This is a genomic window from Pseudoxanthomonas sp. CCNWLY206-1 (assembly GCF_039710385.1).
Taxonomy (GTDB): domain Bacteria; phylum Pseudomonadota; class Gammaproteobacteria; order Xanthomonadales; family Xanthomonadaceae; genus Pseudoxanthomonas_A.
The window spans coordinates 143,966-162,724 of record NZ_JBDKXI010000002.1; the positions used below are offsets into that span (position 1 = coordinate 143,966).

General features: G+C 63.0%; 15 protein-coding genes and 1 pseudogene. All 16 read left to right on the plus strand.

All coding sequences use genetic code 11. The features are described 5' to 3' along the window. Positions 1–759, plus strand: a complete 759-nt coding sequence (gene uppS / locus AADW18_RS04840; protein WP_337342241.1) for a polyprenyl diphosphate synthase — start codon at positions 1–3, stop codon at positions 757–759. Beyond that, positions 756–1,616: a phosphatidate cytidylyltransferase gene (locus AADW18_RS04845; RefSeq protein ID WP_337342242.1), complete on the plus strand. Its 861-nt coding sequence runs from the start codon at positions 756–758 to the stop codon at positions 1,614–1,616. The genes uppS and AADW18_RS04845 overlap by 4 nt, the downstream gene beginning before the upstream one ends. Before the next feature lie 2 nt (positions 1,617–1,618). Continuing rightward, a complete protein-coding gene (locus tag AADW18_RS04850; protein ID WP_337342243.1) occupies positions 1,619–2,809 on the plus strand; it encodes a 1-deoxy-D-xylulose-5-phosphate reductoisomerase in 1,191 nt (396 codons plus the stop codon). 13 nt (positions 2,810–2,822) lie between these two features. Continuing rightward, positions 2,823–4,214 carry an RIP metalloprotease RseP gene (gene rseP, locus AADW18_RS04855; protein ID WP_337342244.1) on the plus strand — a complete coding sequence of 464 codons (1,392 nt, stop codon included), beginning with the start codon at positions 2,823–2,825 and terminating at the stop codon, positions 4,212–4,214. Between the two features lie 122 nt (positions 4,215–4,336). Continuing rightward, positions 4,337–6,844, plus strand: coding sequence for an outer membrane protein assembly factor BamA (gene bamA, locus AADW18_RS04860; RefSeq protein WP_337342245.1), 2,508 nt, complete (start codon positions 4,337–4,339; stop codon positions 6,842–6,844). Between the two features lie 114 nt (positions 6,845–6,958). After that, positions 6,959–7,975, plus strand: coding sequence for a UDP-3-O-(3-hydroxymyristoyl)glucosamine N-acyltransferase (gene lpxD / locus AADW18_RS04865; RefSeq protein ID WP_337342246.1), 1,017 nt, complete (start codon positions 6,959–6,961; stop codon positions 7,973–7,975). Beyond that, the gene (gene fabZ, locus AADW18_RS04870; protein WP_337342247.1) at positions 7,975–8,430 is read left to right on the plus strand and encodes a 3-hydroxyacyl-ACP dehydratase FabZ; all 456 of its coding nucleotides are present in this window, start codon (positions 7,975–7,977) and stop codon (positions 8,428–8,430) included. The genes lpxD and fabZ overlap by 1 nt, the downstream gene beginning before the upstream one ends. A gap of 1 nt (position 8,431) precedes the next feature. Further along, positions 8,432–9,217, plus strand: coding sequence for an acyl-ACP--UDP-N-acetylglucosamine O-acyltransferase (gene lpxA / locus AADW18_RS04875; protein WP_337342248.1), 786 nt, complete (start codon positions 8,432–8,434; stop codon positions 9,215–9,217). Beyond that, a complete protein-coding gene (lpxB, locus tag AADW18_RS04880; RefSeq protein WP_337342249.1) occupies positions 9,214–10,461 on the plus strand; it encodes a lipid-A-disaccharide synthase in 1,248 nt (415 codons plus the stop codon). The genes lpxA and lpxB overlap by 4 nt, the downstream gene beginning before the upstream one ends. Positions 10,462–10,511: 50 nt before the next feature. Next, positions 10,512–11,069: pseudogene (locus tag AADW18_RS04885) on the plus strand (ribonuclease HII); the annotation flags it as partial. A gap of 384 nt (positions 11,070–11,453) precedes the next feature. After that, positions 11,454–11,888, plus strand: coding sequence for a hypothetical protein (locus AADW18_RS04890; RefSeq protein ID WP_337342250.1), 435 nt, complete (start codon positions 11,454–11,456; stop codon positions 11,886–11,888). 170 nt (positions 11,889–12,058) lie between these two features. Beyond that, positions 12,059–15,616 (plus strand): DNA polymerase III subunit alpha, encoded by a 3,558-nt coding sequence (gene dnaE / locus AADW18_RS04895; protein WP_337342251.1) that lies wholly within the window; start codon positions 12,059–12,061, stop codon positions 15,614–15,616. Positions 15,617–15,878: 262 nt separating this feature from the next. Continuing rightward, a complete protein-coding gene (locus AADW18_RS04900; protein ID WP_337342252.1) occupies positions 15,879–16,838 on the plus strand; it encodes an acetyl-CoA carboxylase carboxyltransferase subunit alpha in 960 nt (319 codons plus the stop codon). 62 nt (positions 16,839–16,900) lie between these two features. Next, the gene (locus tag AADW18_RS04905) at positions 16,901–17,593 is read left to right on the plus strand and encodes a transglycosylase domain-containing protein (RefSeq protein WP_337342253.1); all 693 of its coding nucleotides are present in this window, start codon (positions 16,901–16,903) and stop codon (positions 17,591–17,593) included. 27 nt (positions 17,594–17,620) lie between these two features. Then, complete coding sequence (locus AADW18_RS04910; protein WP_337342254.1) at positions 17,621–18,367, plus strand: tetratricopeptide repeat protein; 747 nt, start codon at positions 17,621–17,623, stop codon at positions 18,365–18,367. A gap of 198 nt (positions 18,368–18,565) precedes the next feature. After that, a complete protein-coding gene (locus AADW18_RS04915) occupies positions 18,566–18,754 on the plus strand; it encodes a hypothetical protein (RefSeq protein WP_337342255.1) in 189 nt (62 codons plus the stop codon). Positions 18,755–18,759 lie beyond the last annotated feature (5 nt).

The window sequence follows — 18,759 nt, forward strand, 5'->3', positions numbered from 1 at the left end:
ATGTCGCCGGCCACGCAAAAAGCCGTCCCGCGCCACCTTGCCGTCATCATGGACGGTAACGGGCGCTGGGCCGAGCGCCGCAAGCGCCCGCGCGTCATCGGTCACCGTGCCGGGGCCCGGGCGGTCAACGTCTGCATCGATTTCTGCCTGGAACGGGGCATTGGCGCGCTGACCTTGTTTGCGTTCTCCAGCGAAAACTGGGGACGTCCCGAGGACGAAGTCGGGGCGCTGATGAAGCTCTTCCTCAACGCGCTCGACCGCGAGGTCGCGGAACTGGACCGCCGTGGCGTGCGCGTGCGTTTCATCGGTGAGCGTCAACGCTTTCCGGTCGACATCATTCAACGCATGACCGCGGCCGAGAAGCTCACGGCCGGCAACACGCGTCTGCACCTGACCATCGCGGCCAGCTACGGCGGGCGCCAGGACATCGTGCAGGCGACGCGCGCGATCGCCGCCGACGTAGCAGCGGGCCGGCTACGAGTGGAAGACATCGACGAAGCCTTGGTCGGCGCACATATTTCATTGGCCGACCTACCTCAGCCCGATCTGTTCATCCGCACCGGTGGCGACCATCGCATCAGCAATTTCCTGTTGTGGCAGTTGGCGTACACCGAACTCTGGTTCACCGAGATCCTCTGGCCGGAGCTGGATGCCGTCCATCTGCAACGCGCCTTGGACGACTACGGGCGGCGCGAGCGCCGCTTCGGCCTGACCAGCGCCCAGATCGCCGACAGTGCGACGGAGAAGACACCCGCATGAGCAAATCCAGCGCCACAAGAGTGCGTGTCATCGCCGCGCTGACCATGGCACCTGTCGCCATCGCTGCCATTCTGATGCTGCCTACGTCGTGGCTGGCCGCCCTGGCCGCGCTGGTGTTCCTGATCGGTCTGTGGGAATGGTTCAAGCTGGCCGAAATCGACGACACGCTGTCGCGGACCGTATTGTTGACGGCCAATCTGTTGCTGATGGTGCTGTTGGTATGGGCATCGGCGGGTTCGCCGGATTTGGTCCCACTGCGACTCGTGGCGTTGCTGGGCGTGATCTGGTGGTTTTTCGCGCTGTTGTGGCTACGTTTCTACAATTTCGCGTCCGATCACCAGACCTACGCGCGTGCTTTCAAACTGGCGGCCGGAACGCTGGCGGTAGTTCCCGCGTGGTGCGCTTTGGGACTGATCCATGCCAGCCAGCCCAACGGAAACCGCTGGCTGTTCGTGGCACTGATCATCGTCTGGGCGGCGGATAGCGGCGCGTATTTCGCTGGCCGCCACTTCGGCGGCAGGCTGTTCGGGAGCCGCAAACTCGCGCCGCGCATCAGCCCCAACAAGACCATCGAGGGCGCCCTGGGTGGCTTGGTGGCGGGTGTGTTAGTGGCTGCCGCCGGGACATTCCTGGCGGGCGGTACTATCGGGCAACTGCCGGCCGTCTTGACGGTAGCAGTGGCGACAGTGCTGTTCTCCATCGTCGGCGATCTGTTCGAGAGCCTGCTCAAACGCCATGTCGGCGCCAAAGATTCCGGCGACCTCATCCCCGGCCATGGCGGCGCATTGGACCGCATCGATGGTGTTTTGGCCGCCTTGCCGGTGTTCGCGCTGGGCAAGGAACTGTTCGGATTCTGAATATGCCGGCTCCAACGAAACGCAGGGTCGCGGTGCTTGGCGCCACGGGTTCCATTGGCGCCTCCGCGCTGGATGTGATCGCCCGTCATCCGGAACGATTCGAAATCACCCTGTTGGCCGCGGGCAGCAATGTCGACACGCTCCTGGCGCTGTGTATCGCCTATCGGCCGACGCACGCCGTCATTGCCGATCCGCGCTTGTACCAGCGACTGCAGGAGGGCCTTCGCGAAGCCGGCCTGCCCACGCAGGCGCATGCCGGCACCGAGGCTTTGGACCAACTTGCCGCAAGCGACATCTGCGACACCGTGGTCGCGGCCATTGTGGGCGCCGCCGGCCTGTCATCGACACTCGCGGCCGCTCGTGCTGGCAAGCGCCTGTTGTTGGCCAACAAGGAATCCCTGGTGCTGGCGGGCGAGCTGCTGACTTCCGCAGTGGACGCCGCCGGCGCCGAAATCGTGCCGATCGATAGCGAGCACAATGCCATCTTCCAATGCCTGCGTTCACGCCGGGCTCAGGACGATGTCAGGCGTATCGTGCTCACCGCTTCCGGCGGTCCTTTCCGTGGCCGCACGCGCGAAGCTCTGGCGCACGTGACACCGCAGCAGGCCGTCGCGCATCCGAAATGGTCGATGGGGCCAAAGATCTCCGTCGATTCCGCCACGTTGATGAACAAGGGCCTGGAGGTGATCGAGGCCCACCACTTGTTCGGTGTGGCGGGCGATCGCCTGGCGGTACTGGTACATCCGCAAAGTCTGGTGCACTCGCTGGTGGAGTTCGTAGACGGCTCCACGCTGGCCCAGCTGGGGCTGCCTGATATGCGCACGTCGTTGGCGGTAGGTCTCGGCTGGCCGGAACGCATCGAATCCGGGGTGGACGGGTTGGACCTGCTAACCCAGGGAAGACTGGATTTCGAAGCCCCGGACACCGACGCGTTTCCCTGTCTGCAGTTGGCTTGGCACGCGTTGGAAGCCGGCGGTACCGCTCCCGCTGTGCTGAACGCTGCCAATGAAGTGGCCGTTTCAGCCTTTCTTCAGGGCCAAATCGGTTTCCTATCCATTCCCGCGCTGGTCGAAGAGGCCCTCGCCGCGCTGCCCGCCGCTCCTGCTGATTCGCTGGAGGCGCTGCTGGCAGCCGATGCGCAGGCCCGCCGACTGACGGAACGGGCCATCGCAGCCCACGCTCCACGTGCATGAGTGTCGATAATCGATGAGTGATCTGGTGGGCTCAATCTGGTGGATGATCGTCGCCCTCGGGGTGCTGGTCACGTTCCACGAATTCGGACACTACTGGGTCGCTCGCCGCTGTGGCGTAAAAGTGCTGCGTTTTTCGGTGGGATTCGGCAAGCCTCTGTGGTCGCGCCGTGACCGCCATGGCACCGAATTCGCCATCGCCGCGCTGCCGCTGGGCGGATACGTGAAAATGCTGGACGAAGCCGAGGGCAACGTGCCGGCCGACCAGTTGCCGCATGCCTTCAATCGCAAGCCGGTCTGGCAGCGCATCGCGATTGTTGCCGCCGGTCCCATCGCCAATCTGGTGCTGTGCGTAGCACTGCTGTGGGCGATGTTCGTGGTGGGCAAGGAGGATTACTCGGCCACTCTGGGCAGCGTCAGCGGCATCGCCGCGGACGCCGGTTTTCAGCCGGGTGACCGGCTGCTGCGGATCGAAGATGATCGCATCGCCACATGGTCCGATGCACTGACGGTCCTTACCCGCTACGCATTGGATCGCCACGATGTCGAAGTCGAAGTCCAGGACACCGAAGGTATGGCGCATACGCGCCAATTGCCGCTGTCGGACCTGCCTCCGACATTCGATGAAACCAATGTGGCCGCCATTGCCGGGTTGGACTGGCAACATCGCCGGATACCGGCCGTTATCGAGCGCGTAGAGCCCGGCAGCCCCGCCGACGGCGTGCTGCTGCCCGGCGACCAGATCACCGCCATCGACGGCGCACCCGTCTACAGCTTTGGCGACATATCGCCCTTGGTGCAGAAACTCGGCGGAGCTCGGTCTGCCGAGAACGAGCCTGTTAAGAACGGGGTCGCCTCAATGGTCGAGGTCGATCGTCAAGGCGTACGCCACGCATTCGAAATCCAGCCGGCGCGAACGCGCGACCCGCGCTCGGGGACCGAATACTGGGCCCTGGGCATTGCCCCGCCTTCCAGACTTGAGCCGGCGCCTTACGACGCCGTGCAGCGCTTTGGGCCTATCGCGGCCATTCCCGTCGCCTTCCGCGAGACCGGCAAGATGGCCTCGGACTCGCTGGGAATGATCCGGCGGATGTTGACCGGACAGGCGTCCGTCAAGAACGTCTCGGGTCCCCTCACCATCGCGCAGGTCGCCAACGCGACCGCCAAGCGGGGCGTGGCCTGGTTCCTGTTTTTCCTGGCTCTGCTGTCACTCAGCCTGGCCATCATCAACCTACTGCCCATTCCTGTCTTGGACGGCGGGCACCTGCTGTATTACCTTATAGAGTTGGTCAAAGGCAGTCCGTTGAGCGAACGCACCATGGCCACCGGGCAATATGTGGGTCTGGCTCTCTTGGCCGGACTGATGGGCCTGGCGTTCTACAACGACATCCTTCGTCTGGTGACCTGATGCCTTTGAACTTTCTTTCGCCGGCTCGCTTCAAACCTTTTAGTTCCATTTCTGCTTGCCAACCGCAAGCGCCTTTCCGGCAAACCCCTGCGCAGCAGGATCGACCCCAATCGGATGTGATGATGACGCGACTGCCCTCCCGCCGCCTGCTTGCCCTCGCCCTGGCTTCGGCCATTGCCGTGCCGGCTCTGGCACAGACGACGGAACCCAGCCCGACCGCGCCTGCTCCTGCTGCTGCACCTGCGCCAGCCGCCGCGCCTCTGAGCTCGGAGAGCTTTACCGCCACCGACATCCGCATCGACGGCTTGCAGCGCATCTCCGCCGGTACCGTGCTGACGTATCTGCCAATCGAGCGTGGCGACACGGTTACACCGACCAACATCGGCGAGTCGATCCGCGCGCTGTACAAGACCGGCTTCTTCGAAGACGTCAAGTTGGACCGCCAAGGCAGCATCCTGGTGGTCACCCTGACCGAACGGCCAGCCATCAACAAGCTGACGCTGACCGGCAACAAGGACATCAAGACCGAGGACCTGCTGCGCGGCCTCAAGGACATCGGCCTGGCCGAAGGCGATACCTTCGACCGGCTCAGCCTGGACCGGGTGACCCAGGAACTGACCCGCCAGTACAACAACCGCGGCAAGTACAACGTGGAGATCACGCCCACGGTCAGCCAGCTGGACCGTAACCGGGTCGACGTGACCATCGCCGTCAAGGAAGGCAAGGCGGCCAAGATCCGTCACGTCAACGTGATCGGCGCGGAGAAATTCCCCACCGAGGACATCCTGGAAGGTTGGGAATCCAAGGAAAGCAATTGGATGTCCTGGTACCGCCGCGACGATCAATACTCCAAGGAAAAGCTTTCCGGTGACTTCGAACGCCTGAATTCGTTCTACCTGGATCGCGGCTACGTCGATTTCAGCATCGACTCCAGCCAGGTGGCGATCAGTCCCGACAAGCGCGACATGTTCATTACCGCCGGCATCAGCGAAGGCGAGCAGTACAAGATCTCGGATGTGAAAGTCAGCGGCGATACGGTGCTGCCGAAGGAAGAGATCGAGAAACTGGTGATCGTCAAGAAGGACCAGATCTTCTCGCGCGTGCTGCTGGAGATGACCGCCGATTCGATCACCGCCACTTTGGGCAACATTGGCCATGCGTTCGCGGCGGTCAATCCCATCCCCACCGTGGACCGCGAAAATCGCACCGTGGCCATCAACCTGCAGGTGGTGCCCGGTCCGCGTGTGAATGTGCGTCGGATCGTGTTCAAGGGCAATACCCGCACCTCCGACGAGGTACTGCGCCGCGAGATGCGCCAGTTCGAAGACAGCTGGTACTCGCAGGCGGCGATCGACCGTTCGCGGGTGCGCCTGCGGCGTTTGGGCTACTTCGAAACAGTGGACGTTGAAACGCCAGCCGTGCCGGGCACCAACGACCAGGTCGACGTGGTGTTCAACGTCAAGGAAACCACGTCCGGCAGCTTCGTGTTCGGTCTGGGTTATTCGCAGCTCTCCGGCCTGACCACATCGATCCAGTTGTCGCAGAACAACTTCCTGGGCGGCGGCAACCGCGTGTCGGTGGAAGCGCAGCGCAGCGACTACCTGCAGCGCTATTCGTTCTCCTACACCAATCCGTTCTTCACCGACGAAGGCATGTCGCTGGGCTACAACCTGTGGTGGCGCGAGTTCGACTATTCGGACTTCAACACCGCGCAATACTCCACCACCAGTGCCGCCGCACAAGGCGTGCTGGGCTTGCCGATCACCGAGAACGATACGGTCTCGCTGCTGTTCGGCCTGGACAGCAACGAGATCCTGACGTTCAGCGGCTCCACGCCGCCAACGATCATCGATTACATCGACGCGGTCGGCCAGCGCACGTTCCACGCCTGGCGCGCCGAGATCGGCTGGGCGCGTGACACCCGCAACGACTACTTCATGCCTACCGGAGGCCTGTATCAGCGGATATCGGCTGAAGTCGCGCTGCCGGGTTCGACGGTGGAGTACTACAAGCTCAACTACGAGTTCTCCAAGTACTGGCGCTTGGGAAGTGCGATCGTGCTCAACACGCGTGCCGAACTCGGTTATGGCGACAGCTATGGTTCGGACATCGTCCGCAATTTCTGCCGAGTCAATGGCTCCGATCCGCAGATCCCGGGCGATGCGGCGACGTTGGCGGCAGCCTCCAGCGCGGCTGGCTGCGCCCCGGGCTCCGTCCTGGATCGAACCGTCACGGCGACGGGCTTGCCGTTCTACGAGAATTTCTACGCAGGCGGCACGCGCTCGGTGCGCGGTTTCCGCGACAACACCCTTGGCCCGCGTTCCGAACCCATTGGGGGATACCGGGGCCAGCCGCTGGGTGGCTCGCTGAAGACCACCGGCTCGGTGGAAATGATCTTCCCAAAGCTGTTCGACTCCAATGCAGCGCGCGTCTCGGCCTTCCTGGATTTCGGCAACGTCTACGACGGCGTCGACAACTTCGACGCAAGCCAACTTCGCGCTTCGACCGGCGTGGCACTGTTGTGGCGTGCACCGGTCGGTCCGATCTCGATCAGCTATGCCTTCCCACTGCGCAAGGAAGAAGGCGACGAAATCGAGCGCCTGCAGTTCACCTTCGGCGGCGCGTTCTGATCTGCTGAGGCAGGCAAACATACGGCAGGCCACGGATGATTTCGTGGCCTGCCTCCGCCGGCCTGCCGCGGCAGGCCGGCATCGCTCATGCACAGGCGCTAAACTAGCGCCCTTATGACCCAGACTTTTACCGCATCGGAACTCGCTCGCCGCTTCGAGCTGGCTTTGCATGGCGACGGCGAAGTGCGGATCGACGGCGTATCCACGCTGGCGCGCGCCGGCGGTGGTCAGCTGGCATTCCTCGCCAATTCTCGCTATCGCTCTCAATTGGCCGACAGCAATGCCGGCGCGGTGGTGATGCGCCAGGAAGACGTCAGCGATGCCCCCGGCACTGCGTTGATCGCCAAGGATCCCTATACGGCGTTCGCCAAGATCGCCGCGCTGTTCGACGCCAAGCCGGCGCGTTCGGCGGGTATCCACGCCAGCGCCGTGATCGATCCCGCGGCGGCGATCTCCCCCAGCGCGCACATTGGACCGTTCGTCGTGATCGGCGCTGGCAGCACGGTGGGCGACGGCTCCGTCATCGGGCCGGGTTGCGTGATAGGCGAGAACTGCGAAATCGGCGCCGGCTGCGAGTTGATCGCCCGGGTAACGCTGGTCACCCGCGTGCGTTTGGGCCAGCGCGTGCTGATCCATCCTGGCGCGGTGATCGGCGCGGATGGGTTCGGGCTGGCGATGGACGCCGGCCGTTGGATCAAGGTGCCGCAACTGGGCGGCGTGAGCATCGGGGACGATTGTGAAATCGGCGCCAACACCACCATAGATCGCGGCGCGCTGGAAGACACCATATTGGAAGAGGACGTCCGCCTCGACAATCAAATCCAGATTGGCCACAACGTCCGCATCGGCGCGCATACGGCGATGGCCGGTTGCAGCGCGGCGGCCGGCAGCGCACGTATCGGACGCTATTGCCTGATCGGCGGCGCCGCGGGAGTCCTGGGTCATCTGGAGATTTGCGACCGTGTGGTGATCACCGCCATGTCGCTGGTGACCAGCTCCATACGCGAACCCGGCGAATACTCTTCGGGCACACCGCTTACCGATAATCGCACCTGGCGCAAGAACGCCGCCCGCTTCAAGCAACTCGACGTATTGGCCCGCCGTGTGCTGGCGGCTGACAAGGAAACCTGATGACCCACGAAGTGCAACTTCCCATCGATGCCGCCGGCATCCGCAAGCTACTGCCGCATCGTTATCCGTTCCTGCTTGTGGACCGGGTGGTCGAGCTGGAGCACAACAAACGCGTGCTGGCCTACAAGAACATTACCCAGAATGAGCCTTTCTTCACGGGTCATTTTCCGGGATCGCCCATCATGCCGGGCGTGTTGATCATCGAGGCGCTGGCGCAGGCCGGCGGGTTGCTGACCCAGTTGTCGCATCAGGGCGAAACCGCCGGCCGCATGTTCTACATGGTGAAGGTGGAGAACGCCCGTTTCACCAAGATGGTGGTGCCTGGCGACCGACTGGACCTGGACGTCACCCTGAAGCGCTTGATCCGCAACATGGCCTTCTATACCGGCGTCGCGAGCGTGAATGGCGAGCAGGTTGCCTGCGCCGATGTACTGTGCGCCGAGGACACGAACTGAGATGAGCGCATCCGTCATCCATCCCAGTGCGGTGATCGAATCAGGCGCCAAACTGGGCGCCAACGTGCGCATCGGTGCGTTCACCTACATTGGCGATGATGTCGAGATTGGCGATGGCACCATCGTCGGGCCACATTGCAGCATCACCGGCCCTACCCGCATCGGCCGCGACAATCATTTCGTCGGCCATGCCGCCGTCGGCGGCGATCCACAGGACAAGAAATTCAAAGGCGAACGCACCGAACTGATCATCGGCGACCGTAACAGCGTGCGCGAATTCGTCACCTTGAATCGCGGCACCGGCGACGGCGGTGGCGTCACCCGCATCGGCAACGACAACCTGCTGCTGGCGTATACGCATGTGGCGCACGATTGCGACGTGGGCAATCACTGCGTGTTCTCCAACAACTCGACATTGGCCGGGCATGTCATCGTCGAAGACTGGGTGATCATGAGCGGCTTCGCCGGCGTGCACCAGTTCTGCCGTATCGGCGCACACGCGTTCCTGGGCATGGGCGTGCTGGTCAGTGGCGACGTTCCTCCGTTCACCATGGTGGCCACCGAAGCCGGTGGCCGCCCGCGCGGGGTCAACAGCGAAGGCCTGAAACGACGCGGCTTCGATGCCGAACGAATCAGCGCCATCAAACGCGCCTACCGCACCTTGTACATGGCCGGACTGCCGCTGACCGAAGCCAAGCAGCAACTGGCCGAACAAGCCAGGAGCAGTGACGACGTGCGTACCTTGGTGGATTTCATTGAAGCCGGCCAACGGCCGTTGTTGAGATGAGTGCCGGGAGCCGGGAATCGGAAATCGGGAATCGGAAACAGGCTCAAGCCAGCGTCACTTTCCATTCCCAACTTCCCACTCCCCAGGCTGCGCTGCGCATCGCGCTCGTCGCTGGCGAAGCCTCTGGCGACGGTCTGGGCGCTGGATTGATCGCCGCGTTGCGCCAACGATTCCCGCAGGTTGAGTTCGCAGGTATCGGCGGCGACGGAATGCGCGCGGCCGGTTGCCAGACCTGGTTCGATGCCAGCGAGTTGGCGGTGATGGGATTGGCCGAGGTGTTGCGCCATCTGCCGCGCCTGTTGAAATTGCGCAAGGCATTCCGTGAACGCGTGTTGGCATGGAAGCCGGATGTCTTCATCGGCATCGACGCACCGGATTTCAATCTGGGTGTGGAGCGCTGGTTGAAACAGCGCGGCCTGCGCACAGTGCACTACGTCAGTCCTTCGGTCTGGGCATGGCGCGAGAAGCGCGCGGAAAAGATCGGTGCCAGCGCGGATCGCGTGCTCTGCTTGTTTCCCATGGAGCCGCCCATCTACGCACGCCATGGCGTCGACGCGAGTTTCGTCGGACATCCCATGGCGGATGAAATACCGCTACAGCCGGACCGGGACGCCGCTCGCCAAGCCCTGGACCTGTCCGGTGATGCGCCGGTGCTGGCCGTGCTGCCCGGCAGCCGTCTGGGCGAAATCCATCGATTGGGCGCGCCCTTCCTGGAAGCCGCCGCTCGCGTGGCGCAGGATGTCCCCGGCCTGCGTGTAATCGTTCCCGCCGCGAGTGCAGCGTGTCGACGGGCATTGGAATCCTTGCGTTCCGATCCGCGCTTCTCAGGATTCGATTTTCGCCTCATCGATGGACAAGCCCGCGAAGCGCTGTATGCCAGCGACGTGGTGCTACTGGCATCCGGCACCGCGACATTGGAAGCGATGCTGGCCAAGCGCCCGATGGTGGTCGGCTACAAGATCGCGCCGGCCACCTATGGCCTGGTCAAGATGCTGGGGATGCTGAAGATCGAACGCTATGCGCTGCCGAACGTCCTGGCCGGCGAAGACCTGGCACCGGAACTGATGCAGGACGACTGCACGCCGGAAAATCTCAGCCGCGCGGTGTTGCATTGGTTCACCCATCCCGAAGCAGTGGCCGCATTGCAGCCGAAGTATCTTGAGTTGCACCATGCCCTGCGGCAGGATGCTTCTGCGCGCGCGGCCGATGCCGTAGCCGATCTCGTATCGTCCGCCTCTGCTTGAACATGCTTGAACCCTCCGCTCCCGCCGCAGCCGCACACCCCATCCGCATCGCCGGAATCGATGAGGCGGGGCGCGGGCCGTTGGCCGGACCGGTGGTCGTGGCGGCGGTGGTTTTCGATCCGGCGCAGCCACGCATCAATGGCCTGGCCGATTCGAAACAGCTGTGCGCATCGCGGCGCGAACTCCTGTATGAGCGCATCGTGGAGCGCGCGCTGGCCTGGCACATCGCATTCATCGAGGTCGAGGAAATCGACCGCATCAATATCTATCACGCCACGATGCTCGGCATGCGACGCGCGCTGGAAGCCGTGGTGCAGGCCGCAGGCGGCGCGGATGGCTGCCTGGCGCGGATAGATGGCAACGCGCTGCCGCGGGACCTGCCGTGTCCGGCAGAAGCGTGGATCGGCGGCGACGCACGCGAACGCTCGATCATGGCTGCGTCGATCCTGGCCAAAGTGTCGCGCGACCGCTTCATGCGTGAACTGCATGCCGTGCATCCGCAGTATGGCTTCGATCAACACAAGGGCTATTCCACGCCCGAACATTTGGCCGCGCTGCGCACGCACGGACCATGCCCGCAACACCGGCGCAGCTTCGCCCCGGTGCGAGCCTCGGAGCGACCCTGGTTCAACGATCTCGCCGCCAGCCCTGGCACGGCATGACATCGTTTGCAGCGTTGACCAGACGCGGCATACCGATCAGGAAAGCGGTGCGACAAATCGAAATCAATCGCGCTGAATAAGGCACCGCGAACCACATCGGCGTTTAGTTGATGCACTTCGGAAACGCGTGCGTGAAAGCGGTCATATGCCTGCTCTCGCAGGTTCTTTCGCGCGCATCAAGGTGCGCACTCCGGTGGCGTGAATCGGACGGCTGCGCCACCCTGCCTATGGTCACGGCGACTTCCAGCAGACGACGAATGCGATGCAACCGTGCAGCATGTACCTGCATCCAACCCATATGCCGCTCCCCCGACGGCCCGAGGTGTTTCCATGTCTGTTTCGCTTAATACGAAAACTCGTCTTCCTTCCGAACGGCTCGCGGATCATCCGACCAAACCGCCCGCCCACGCTGACCGGCTGCCACTATTGCGGGCAATGCTGACCGACCCACAATGGAGCTGCGACGCGTGGGTCCGGGTGCGGCTGGAGCGAACGTTGGCGGATCTCAGCCACAACGCAGCCAGCAGCAACATCGACGAAACCGCTTGGTCGCTACTGGCAGAAGAAACCGAGCGCTATCTGGATTACCGCCGCCTGGGCGATCTGGAAGCGTACCTGCGCGGTTGTGCACGCTCCGATTTTCGCTTCACGCGCGACGACTGGGCCCTGGCGCGGATTGCCGAAGCCCAGCTGCATGCTCACTACCGCCATGTCCGCGACAGCAGCTACGTCCCGGAACCAGCCCCCATGTTCCGTATTCACTAGAAAGTCCCACTCTCTTTCCCCTGCCGCTCGCAAGAGCGGCTTTTTTTTGACCTGGCCGGGCATGCCGGGTCTAACCAGGCTCCGCCGAACGGAGGGTCCTAGGCCCGCTGTCAAGCCTTGCCCCGCTTCACCCTCGCCGCTACCCTGCCCAGGTAGCTATCCGAGTCGGCATGACCTCCCGTTTCGTTCACCTTCACCTGCACACCGAATTCTCGATGGCGGATTCCATTATCCGCGTGCCCGAGAAGCCGGATCAGGCCGACCCGAAGAAAGCCAAGCAGCCCAATCTGCTGAGCCGCGCGGTCGAATTGCGCCTGCCAGCGTTGGCGGTAACCGACCGCAACAATCTGTTCGCACTGGTCAAGTTCTACAAAGCCGCGGAGGGCGTCGGTATCAAGCCGATTGCCGGCGCCGACATCAGCGTCGTCGAAGGCAACGAAACGCCCTGGCAACTTACCTTGCTATGTCGCGACAACACCGGCTACCTGTCACTGTCGCGGCTATTGACCCGCGCCTGGATGGAAGGCCATCGCCTGGATGGCGTTGCGATCGTTCCGGAATGGCTTAAGCAGGATTGCGAAGGCTTGTTCGCCATCGTCGGCCGTAACAGCTATGCCGGGCGCTTGGCCTTGAGCGGACGTCACGAACTGGCCGAACAACACTTGGCCGATTGGCAGCGCACGTTTGGCGAAAACCTGCATCTGGAATTGACCCGCACGCAGCGCGACGGCGAGGAAGCCTTCAACGCATTCGCCTTGCATGCGGCGTCGGCGCGCGGGCTGCCGGTGATCGCCAGCAACGATGTGCGCTTCCTGGACCCCAGCGGTTTCGACGCGCACGAGGCGCGCGTGTGCATCTCCACCGGCCGCGTGCTGGACGACCCCAAGCGTCCGCGCGAATACAGCGCCGAGCAGTACATGAAATCCGCCGAACAGATGGTGGAACTGTTCGCCGACGTGCCCGACGCCATCGACAACACCCTGGCGCTCGCCCTGCGCTGCAATCTTGAACTGCGGCTGGGCGAGTACGCGCTGCCCGCGTATCCGGTGCCCAGCAACGAGACGCTGGAAAGCTGGATCCGCAGTCAATCGCACGCCGGCCTGGTCAAGCGGCTGGAAAAGAATCCGCTGGCGCCCGGCCGCACTCGCGAAGACTACGTGGAGCGCCTGGACCGCGAGTTGGATGTGATCGTGGGAATGGGCTTCCCGGGCTACTTCCTGATCGTGGCGGACTTCATCAACTGGGCCAAGGACCACGGCATCCCGGTCGGCCCTGGCCGCGGTTCCGGCGCCGGTTCGCTGGTGGCATGGGTGCTGGGCATCACCGATCTGGACCCGATCCCGTACGACCTGCTGTTCGAGCGCTTCCTGAATCCGGAACGCGTGTCGATGCCCGACTTCGACATCGACTTCTGCATGGACCGGCGCGATGAAGTCATCGATTACGTCGCCGCCAAGTACGGCCGCGACCGGGTCAGCCAGATCATCACCTACGGCACCATGGCGGCCAAGGCGGTGGTGCGCGATACCGGCCGCGTACTCGGTTACCCATACGGATTGGTGGATGGCGTCGCCAAGCTGATTCCCAACATCCTGGGCGTCACGCTGAAGGATGCGATGGGCGAAGGCAGCAGCGAAATGGCCTCGCAAGAGCTGATCGACCGATACCGCGACGAAGACGACGTCCGTGACCTGATCGACCTGGCGCGACAACTGGAAGACCTGACCCGCAATGCCGGCAAGCACGCCGGCGGCGTGGTGATCGCGCCCTCGCCGCTGTCGGACTTCTGCCCGCTGTACGCCGAACACGACGTGGACGGCCGCGGCAAGTCGCCCGTCACCCAGTTCGACAAGGATGACGTGGAAGCGGTCGGCCTGGTGAAGTTCGACTTCCTGGGCCTGCGCACGCTGACCATCATCGATTGGGCGGTGAAAGCCATCAATGTTCGTCGTGCCGGAAGCGACGAGCCGGCGCTGGATATCTCCACCATTCCGCTGGACGACAAAGCCACCTACGACCAGGTCTTCTCCACCGGCGCCACCGGCGCGGTGTTCCAGTTCGAATCGCGCGGCATGCGCGAACTGCTGAAGCGCGCAAAACCCGACCGCTTCGACGATCTGATCGCGTTGGTGTCGTTGTACCGCCCGGGTCCCATGGACCTGATTCCGGACTTCATCGAGCGCAAGCACGGGCGCCAGGAAGTGCAATACCCTGATCCACGCGTCGAACCGATCCTGCGCGACACCTACGGCATCATGGTGTACCAGGAGCAGGTGATGCAGATGGCGCAGATCGTCGGCGGCTATTCGCTGGGCGGCGCCGACCTGCTGCGTCGTGCGATGGGCAAGAAAGTGCCGGCCGAAATGGCCAAGCACCGCGAAATCTTCCGCGAGGGCGCCGGCAAGGGCGGCGTCGAGGAGCGGAAGGCCGACGAAATCTTCGACTTGATGGAGAAGTTCGCCGGCTACGGTTTCAACAAATCGCACGCGGCCGCCTACGCACTGGTCTCGTACCAGACGGCGTGGTTGAAGTGCCACTATCCAGCCGAGTTCATGGCGGCGGTATTGTCTTCGGACATGGACAACACCGATAAAGTGGTCGGCTTCCTGGACGAAGCGCGCTTGCTTCAACTCAACGTGCAGCCGCCGGAAGTCAACCACTCGAACTACATGTTCGAAGCCACCGATCCGCGCACCATCCGCTACGGCCTGGGTGCCATCAAGGGCGTAGGCCAGGGCGCATGCGAAGCGATCGCCGCCGAGCGTCGTCGTCATGGTTCGTTTGCGAACCTGTTGGATTTCTGCAAACGCGTGGATTCCTCCAAGCTCAACCGGCGTGCCATGGAAGCACTGATCAATGCCGGTGCCGTGGACGCATTGGGCCGCAACCGTGCATCGCTGATGCTGCAAATGCCCGAAGTGATGAAGGCGACGGACCAGCTGGCGAAGGAGCGCGCGGCTGGGCAGAACTCGTTGTTCGGCGGCGGCGATGCCGCGCCCGCGCTGGAAGTCGTGCTGCCGGAATCCGACGAATGGCCGCTGTCGCAGAAGCTCAATGGCGAACGCGAGACGCTCGGCCATTACCTCAGTGGTCATCCCCTGGATCCCTATCGCGAAGACCTGCGCGCGCTGGTGGGTAGCGACCTGGGCGAACTGGACCGTATCTGGAGTTCGCAGCCCGCGGGTGAGAAGAAAGGCTGGCGCCCAGAGGTCAATGCAGTGCTTGCCGGTCAAGTCGTCGGCGTGCGCCGCAAGGGCGACAGCCAGATGTTCGTGCAATTGGAGGACGGACGCGGCCGCATCGAATGCAGCGTGTTCTCCGATTCGATGGCTGAGTTCGGACCGCTACTGACGCGCGACCGCATCCTGATTGTCAAAGGCGGTCTTCGCGAAGACGAATTCAGCGGCGGCTTCAGCCTGCGCATCCGCCAGTGCTGGGACTACGCGCAACTCTGCGCCAATCACGCGCAACGGCTGTCGCTGCGACTGGATCTGCGTGTGCCGGGCCTGTGGGAGCGCGTGGACGCGCTGCTGGCGCGACACCGACCCGGCGGCACCCCCTTGCGCCTGGACCTGTTGATGGAGTCCGGCAAGACACGCACCGCCGGCATGCTGGACTTGAACGGCAGCAAGGCCGTCCGCGTGGATACGGAGTTGCTGGACGCCCTGCGTGCTCAGCCTGGTGTACGCGCGGTGAAGCTCAGCCTTGCCAGGCCTTGGACCAATTGAGGCGGGTAAGCGGGAAGCAGAAAGCCGGAAGCCGGAAGCGAAAAAGACGCGGCTTTGCCTCCCCCTTTCTTTAAGGGGGATTGAGGGGGATTTTGCTTTGTTGCTCTTTAGAAGCAACAGCAAATCCCCCGTAGCCCCCTTTTACAAAGGGGGCGAAAGCTAGGCCCCTTCCCGTTCCACGCTTCCCACTCCCCGACAACACGGCTCGGTATGGTGGCGTCGGCTGCGATAAACTCCCCGCTTTCCGGCCCACGGCCCGCAGATGAATCCGAATTACCTCGATTTCGAACAGCCCATCGCCGATCTGGAAGCCAAGATCCAGGAGCTGCGCAACGCCAGCGCCGGCCCGGCGGTCAACGTAGACGCCGAAGTCCATGCATTGCAGGACAAGCTGCGGATACGTACGGCGCAAATCTTTCGCGATCTGACGCCGTGGCAGGTTTCCCAACTGGCGCGTCATCCGGCCCGTCCTTACACGCTGGATTACATCCGCGTGTTCTGCGATGAATTCCATGAACTGGCGGGCGATCGCGCCTTCTCTGACGATAAGGCAATCGTCGGCGGCCTGGGCCGCATCGACGGCCGCAGCGTGATGATCATCGGCCACCAGAAGGGCCGCGACACCAAGAGCAAGGTTGCCCGCAACTTCGGCATGCCCCGGCCGGAGGGTTACCGCAAGGCGCTGCGCCTGATGAAAATGGCCGAACGCTTCAAGCTGCCGCTGCTGACGTTTATCGACACACCCGGCGCCTATCCTGGTGTCGGTGCGGAAGAGCGCGGCCAGTCCGAAGCCATCGCCCGCAATCTGCTGGAAATGGCTGAACTGAAGATTCCGGTGATCTGCACCGTGATCGGCGAAGGCGGCTCCGGCGGCGCGTTAGCTATCGGCGTCGGCGACCGTACGTTGATGCTGGAATATGGCACCTATTCGGTGATCTCGCCGGAAGGCTGCGCCTCGATCCTGTGGAAGTCCGCCGACAAAGCCAAGGACGCCGCCGAGCAACTGGGGCTGACCGCGAAGCGGCTACTGTCGTTGGGTTTGGTGGACAAAGTGATCCGCGAACCTATCGGTGGCGCGCACCGCAATCCGAAACAGATGGCCACGCGCCTGAAGGCCGTGCTGATGAACGAATTGGATGAGCTGGAGCAGCTGCCCATCGACGACCTGCTGAAGCGCCGGTACCAGCGCCTTCGTGGATACGGGGCATACGAGGCGGCCTGACCGAGAAATATTGCATGGGATCGTGGCTAAAATGGATTTGCGCCACTCCACTGGCCGTCGGCTTGCTGTACATCGGTCTTTGCTACGGCTTCTATTGGTACGGCGCATCCGCGCTTGATAGCGAAGGGCTAAACCCTGGTCGTTATCAAGTATCGAAGCCGCTAAGGGAGCAATGGCTTGCCCTCCAGTCCGATCGGCCGGTGGAAGTGCTACCGCGCCTGTATCCGGTTACTGTCCTGCCGGAATTACTGTGGGCAGTCGATCATCGGAATCGAAACCGAAGTGCCGGTCTGACCTTATTGGGGCATGCGGCTTCACGCCCACTGCCAGCGCATGCAGAACCACCTATCGGGGCTACACGTCGGCACGCCGCGAGCCTTGCCGCCATGGTCATCATCAGTCAGCATTGGACGCTTGACGACGTAGCGAACGCCGCGCTTGCCGACGGTTATTTCGGGCGGCAGGCATATGGCATCGAAGCCGCCTCTCATGCCTATTTCGGCTTACCACTTTCCGACCTGCGTCCGGAGGAATCGCTGGCGCTGATCGTGTTGCTACGGGGCCCGTCCTTTTATGGTCCGGACTGCCAACGCGAGCGATTCGAATCTCGCTATCTGCTGATGGCGGAGCGAATAGGCATGAACGGTGGCGATGCTGGGTTGGCGCTTGCGATCAGCCGCATGAAATCCGTCGTTTGTACTCAGCGATCCGTCGCTCGCTTCAGCCAACAGCCGTTGACTAACATCCAGGTATAACCAGCCCATGTTTTTCGAGAGCGCCGCATGAGCCCCATTATTCTCCTATCCATCATTCTGCAGATCGCCTGCTGCGTGCACGTAGTACGCACCGGCAGGCCGTTGTATTGGGTATTCATCCTGCTGGTGTTCTCTTATTTGGCGGTGTTGATATACGTCATCGCGGAAATCCTGCCGGATCTGCGGCATAACCCGTCAGCGCGGCGCACCGTGCGCAGCGTGCGCGACCGCATCGATCCGGAGCGCGACAAACGCGATGCCGCGCGCTTGCTGCAAGCCGCCGACACACCAGAAAATCGCCGCCGACTGGCCGAGGAAAGCCTGCGCAGCGGCGACTATGCTCATGCTGCCGAGCTATACGAACAATCGCTCAAAGGGTTGTACGCCACCGATCCGAATCTGATGCTCGGCCTGGCGAAGGCGCAGTTTGGCCTGGGCCAGGCTCAACAGACGCGCGATACGTTGGATGCATTGATCGCCGCCAACCCCAGCTTCCGTTCCAGCGATGGCCATCTGCTGTATGCCCGGGCCGTGGAAGGCACCGGCGATATAACCGCCGCGCTGAACGAGTACGAGGCCGTGACGCAGGGCTATCCCGGCGAAGAGGCTCGCGCCCGTTACGCGCTGCTACTCAAGCGCAACGGCGATTCCTCGCGGGCTGTTTCCCTGTTCAAGGAAATCCTGACCCGCTCCGACGTTGCCCCCAAGTACTACCAGCGCGAACAGCGCCAATGGATCGAACTGGCGCGCAAGGAGCTGGCTGCCCTGGCCTGAGAACCTGTGCACGGCCCTGCTGCGCTCGCGACGGATCGCGCACAGATTCCAAGAAAACAAAGACCTGGTATTTCGGGAATTTAGTTGATCGTGATCAAGATGGCAGCCATGCGTCCGCAGCATGCTGACCGCATCGATCAACCATTCCGCGGCACGGTGCCAACGGCCACCTGCGCGGAACCGAGAGGAGTCCCGGCCATGAACCTGCTGTCATCACCGTGGTGGACCCTTCCGCTGATCCTGTTCGCGGTACCCGTCGGCGCGACGCTGGCCTACAACCGTTTCTACCGGCACAAAGCCGGCGTCAACCAGCATCTAGTCCTGAGCCTCTTCGTCGGTGCCTGCTGGCTGAGCGCCATCATCCTGATATTGCAGCGCGTGCAATAGAGCTT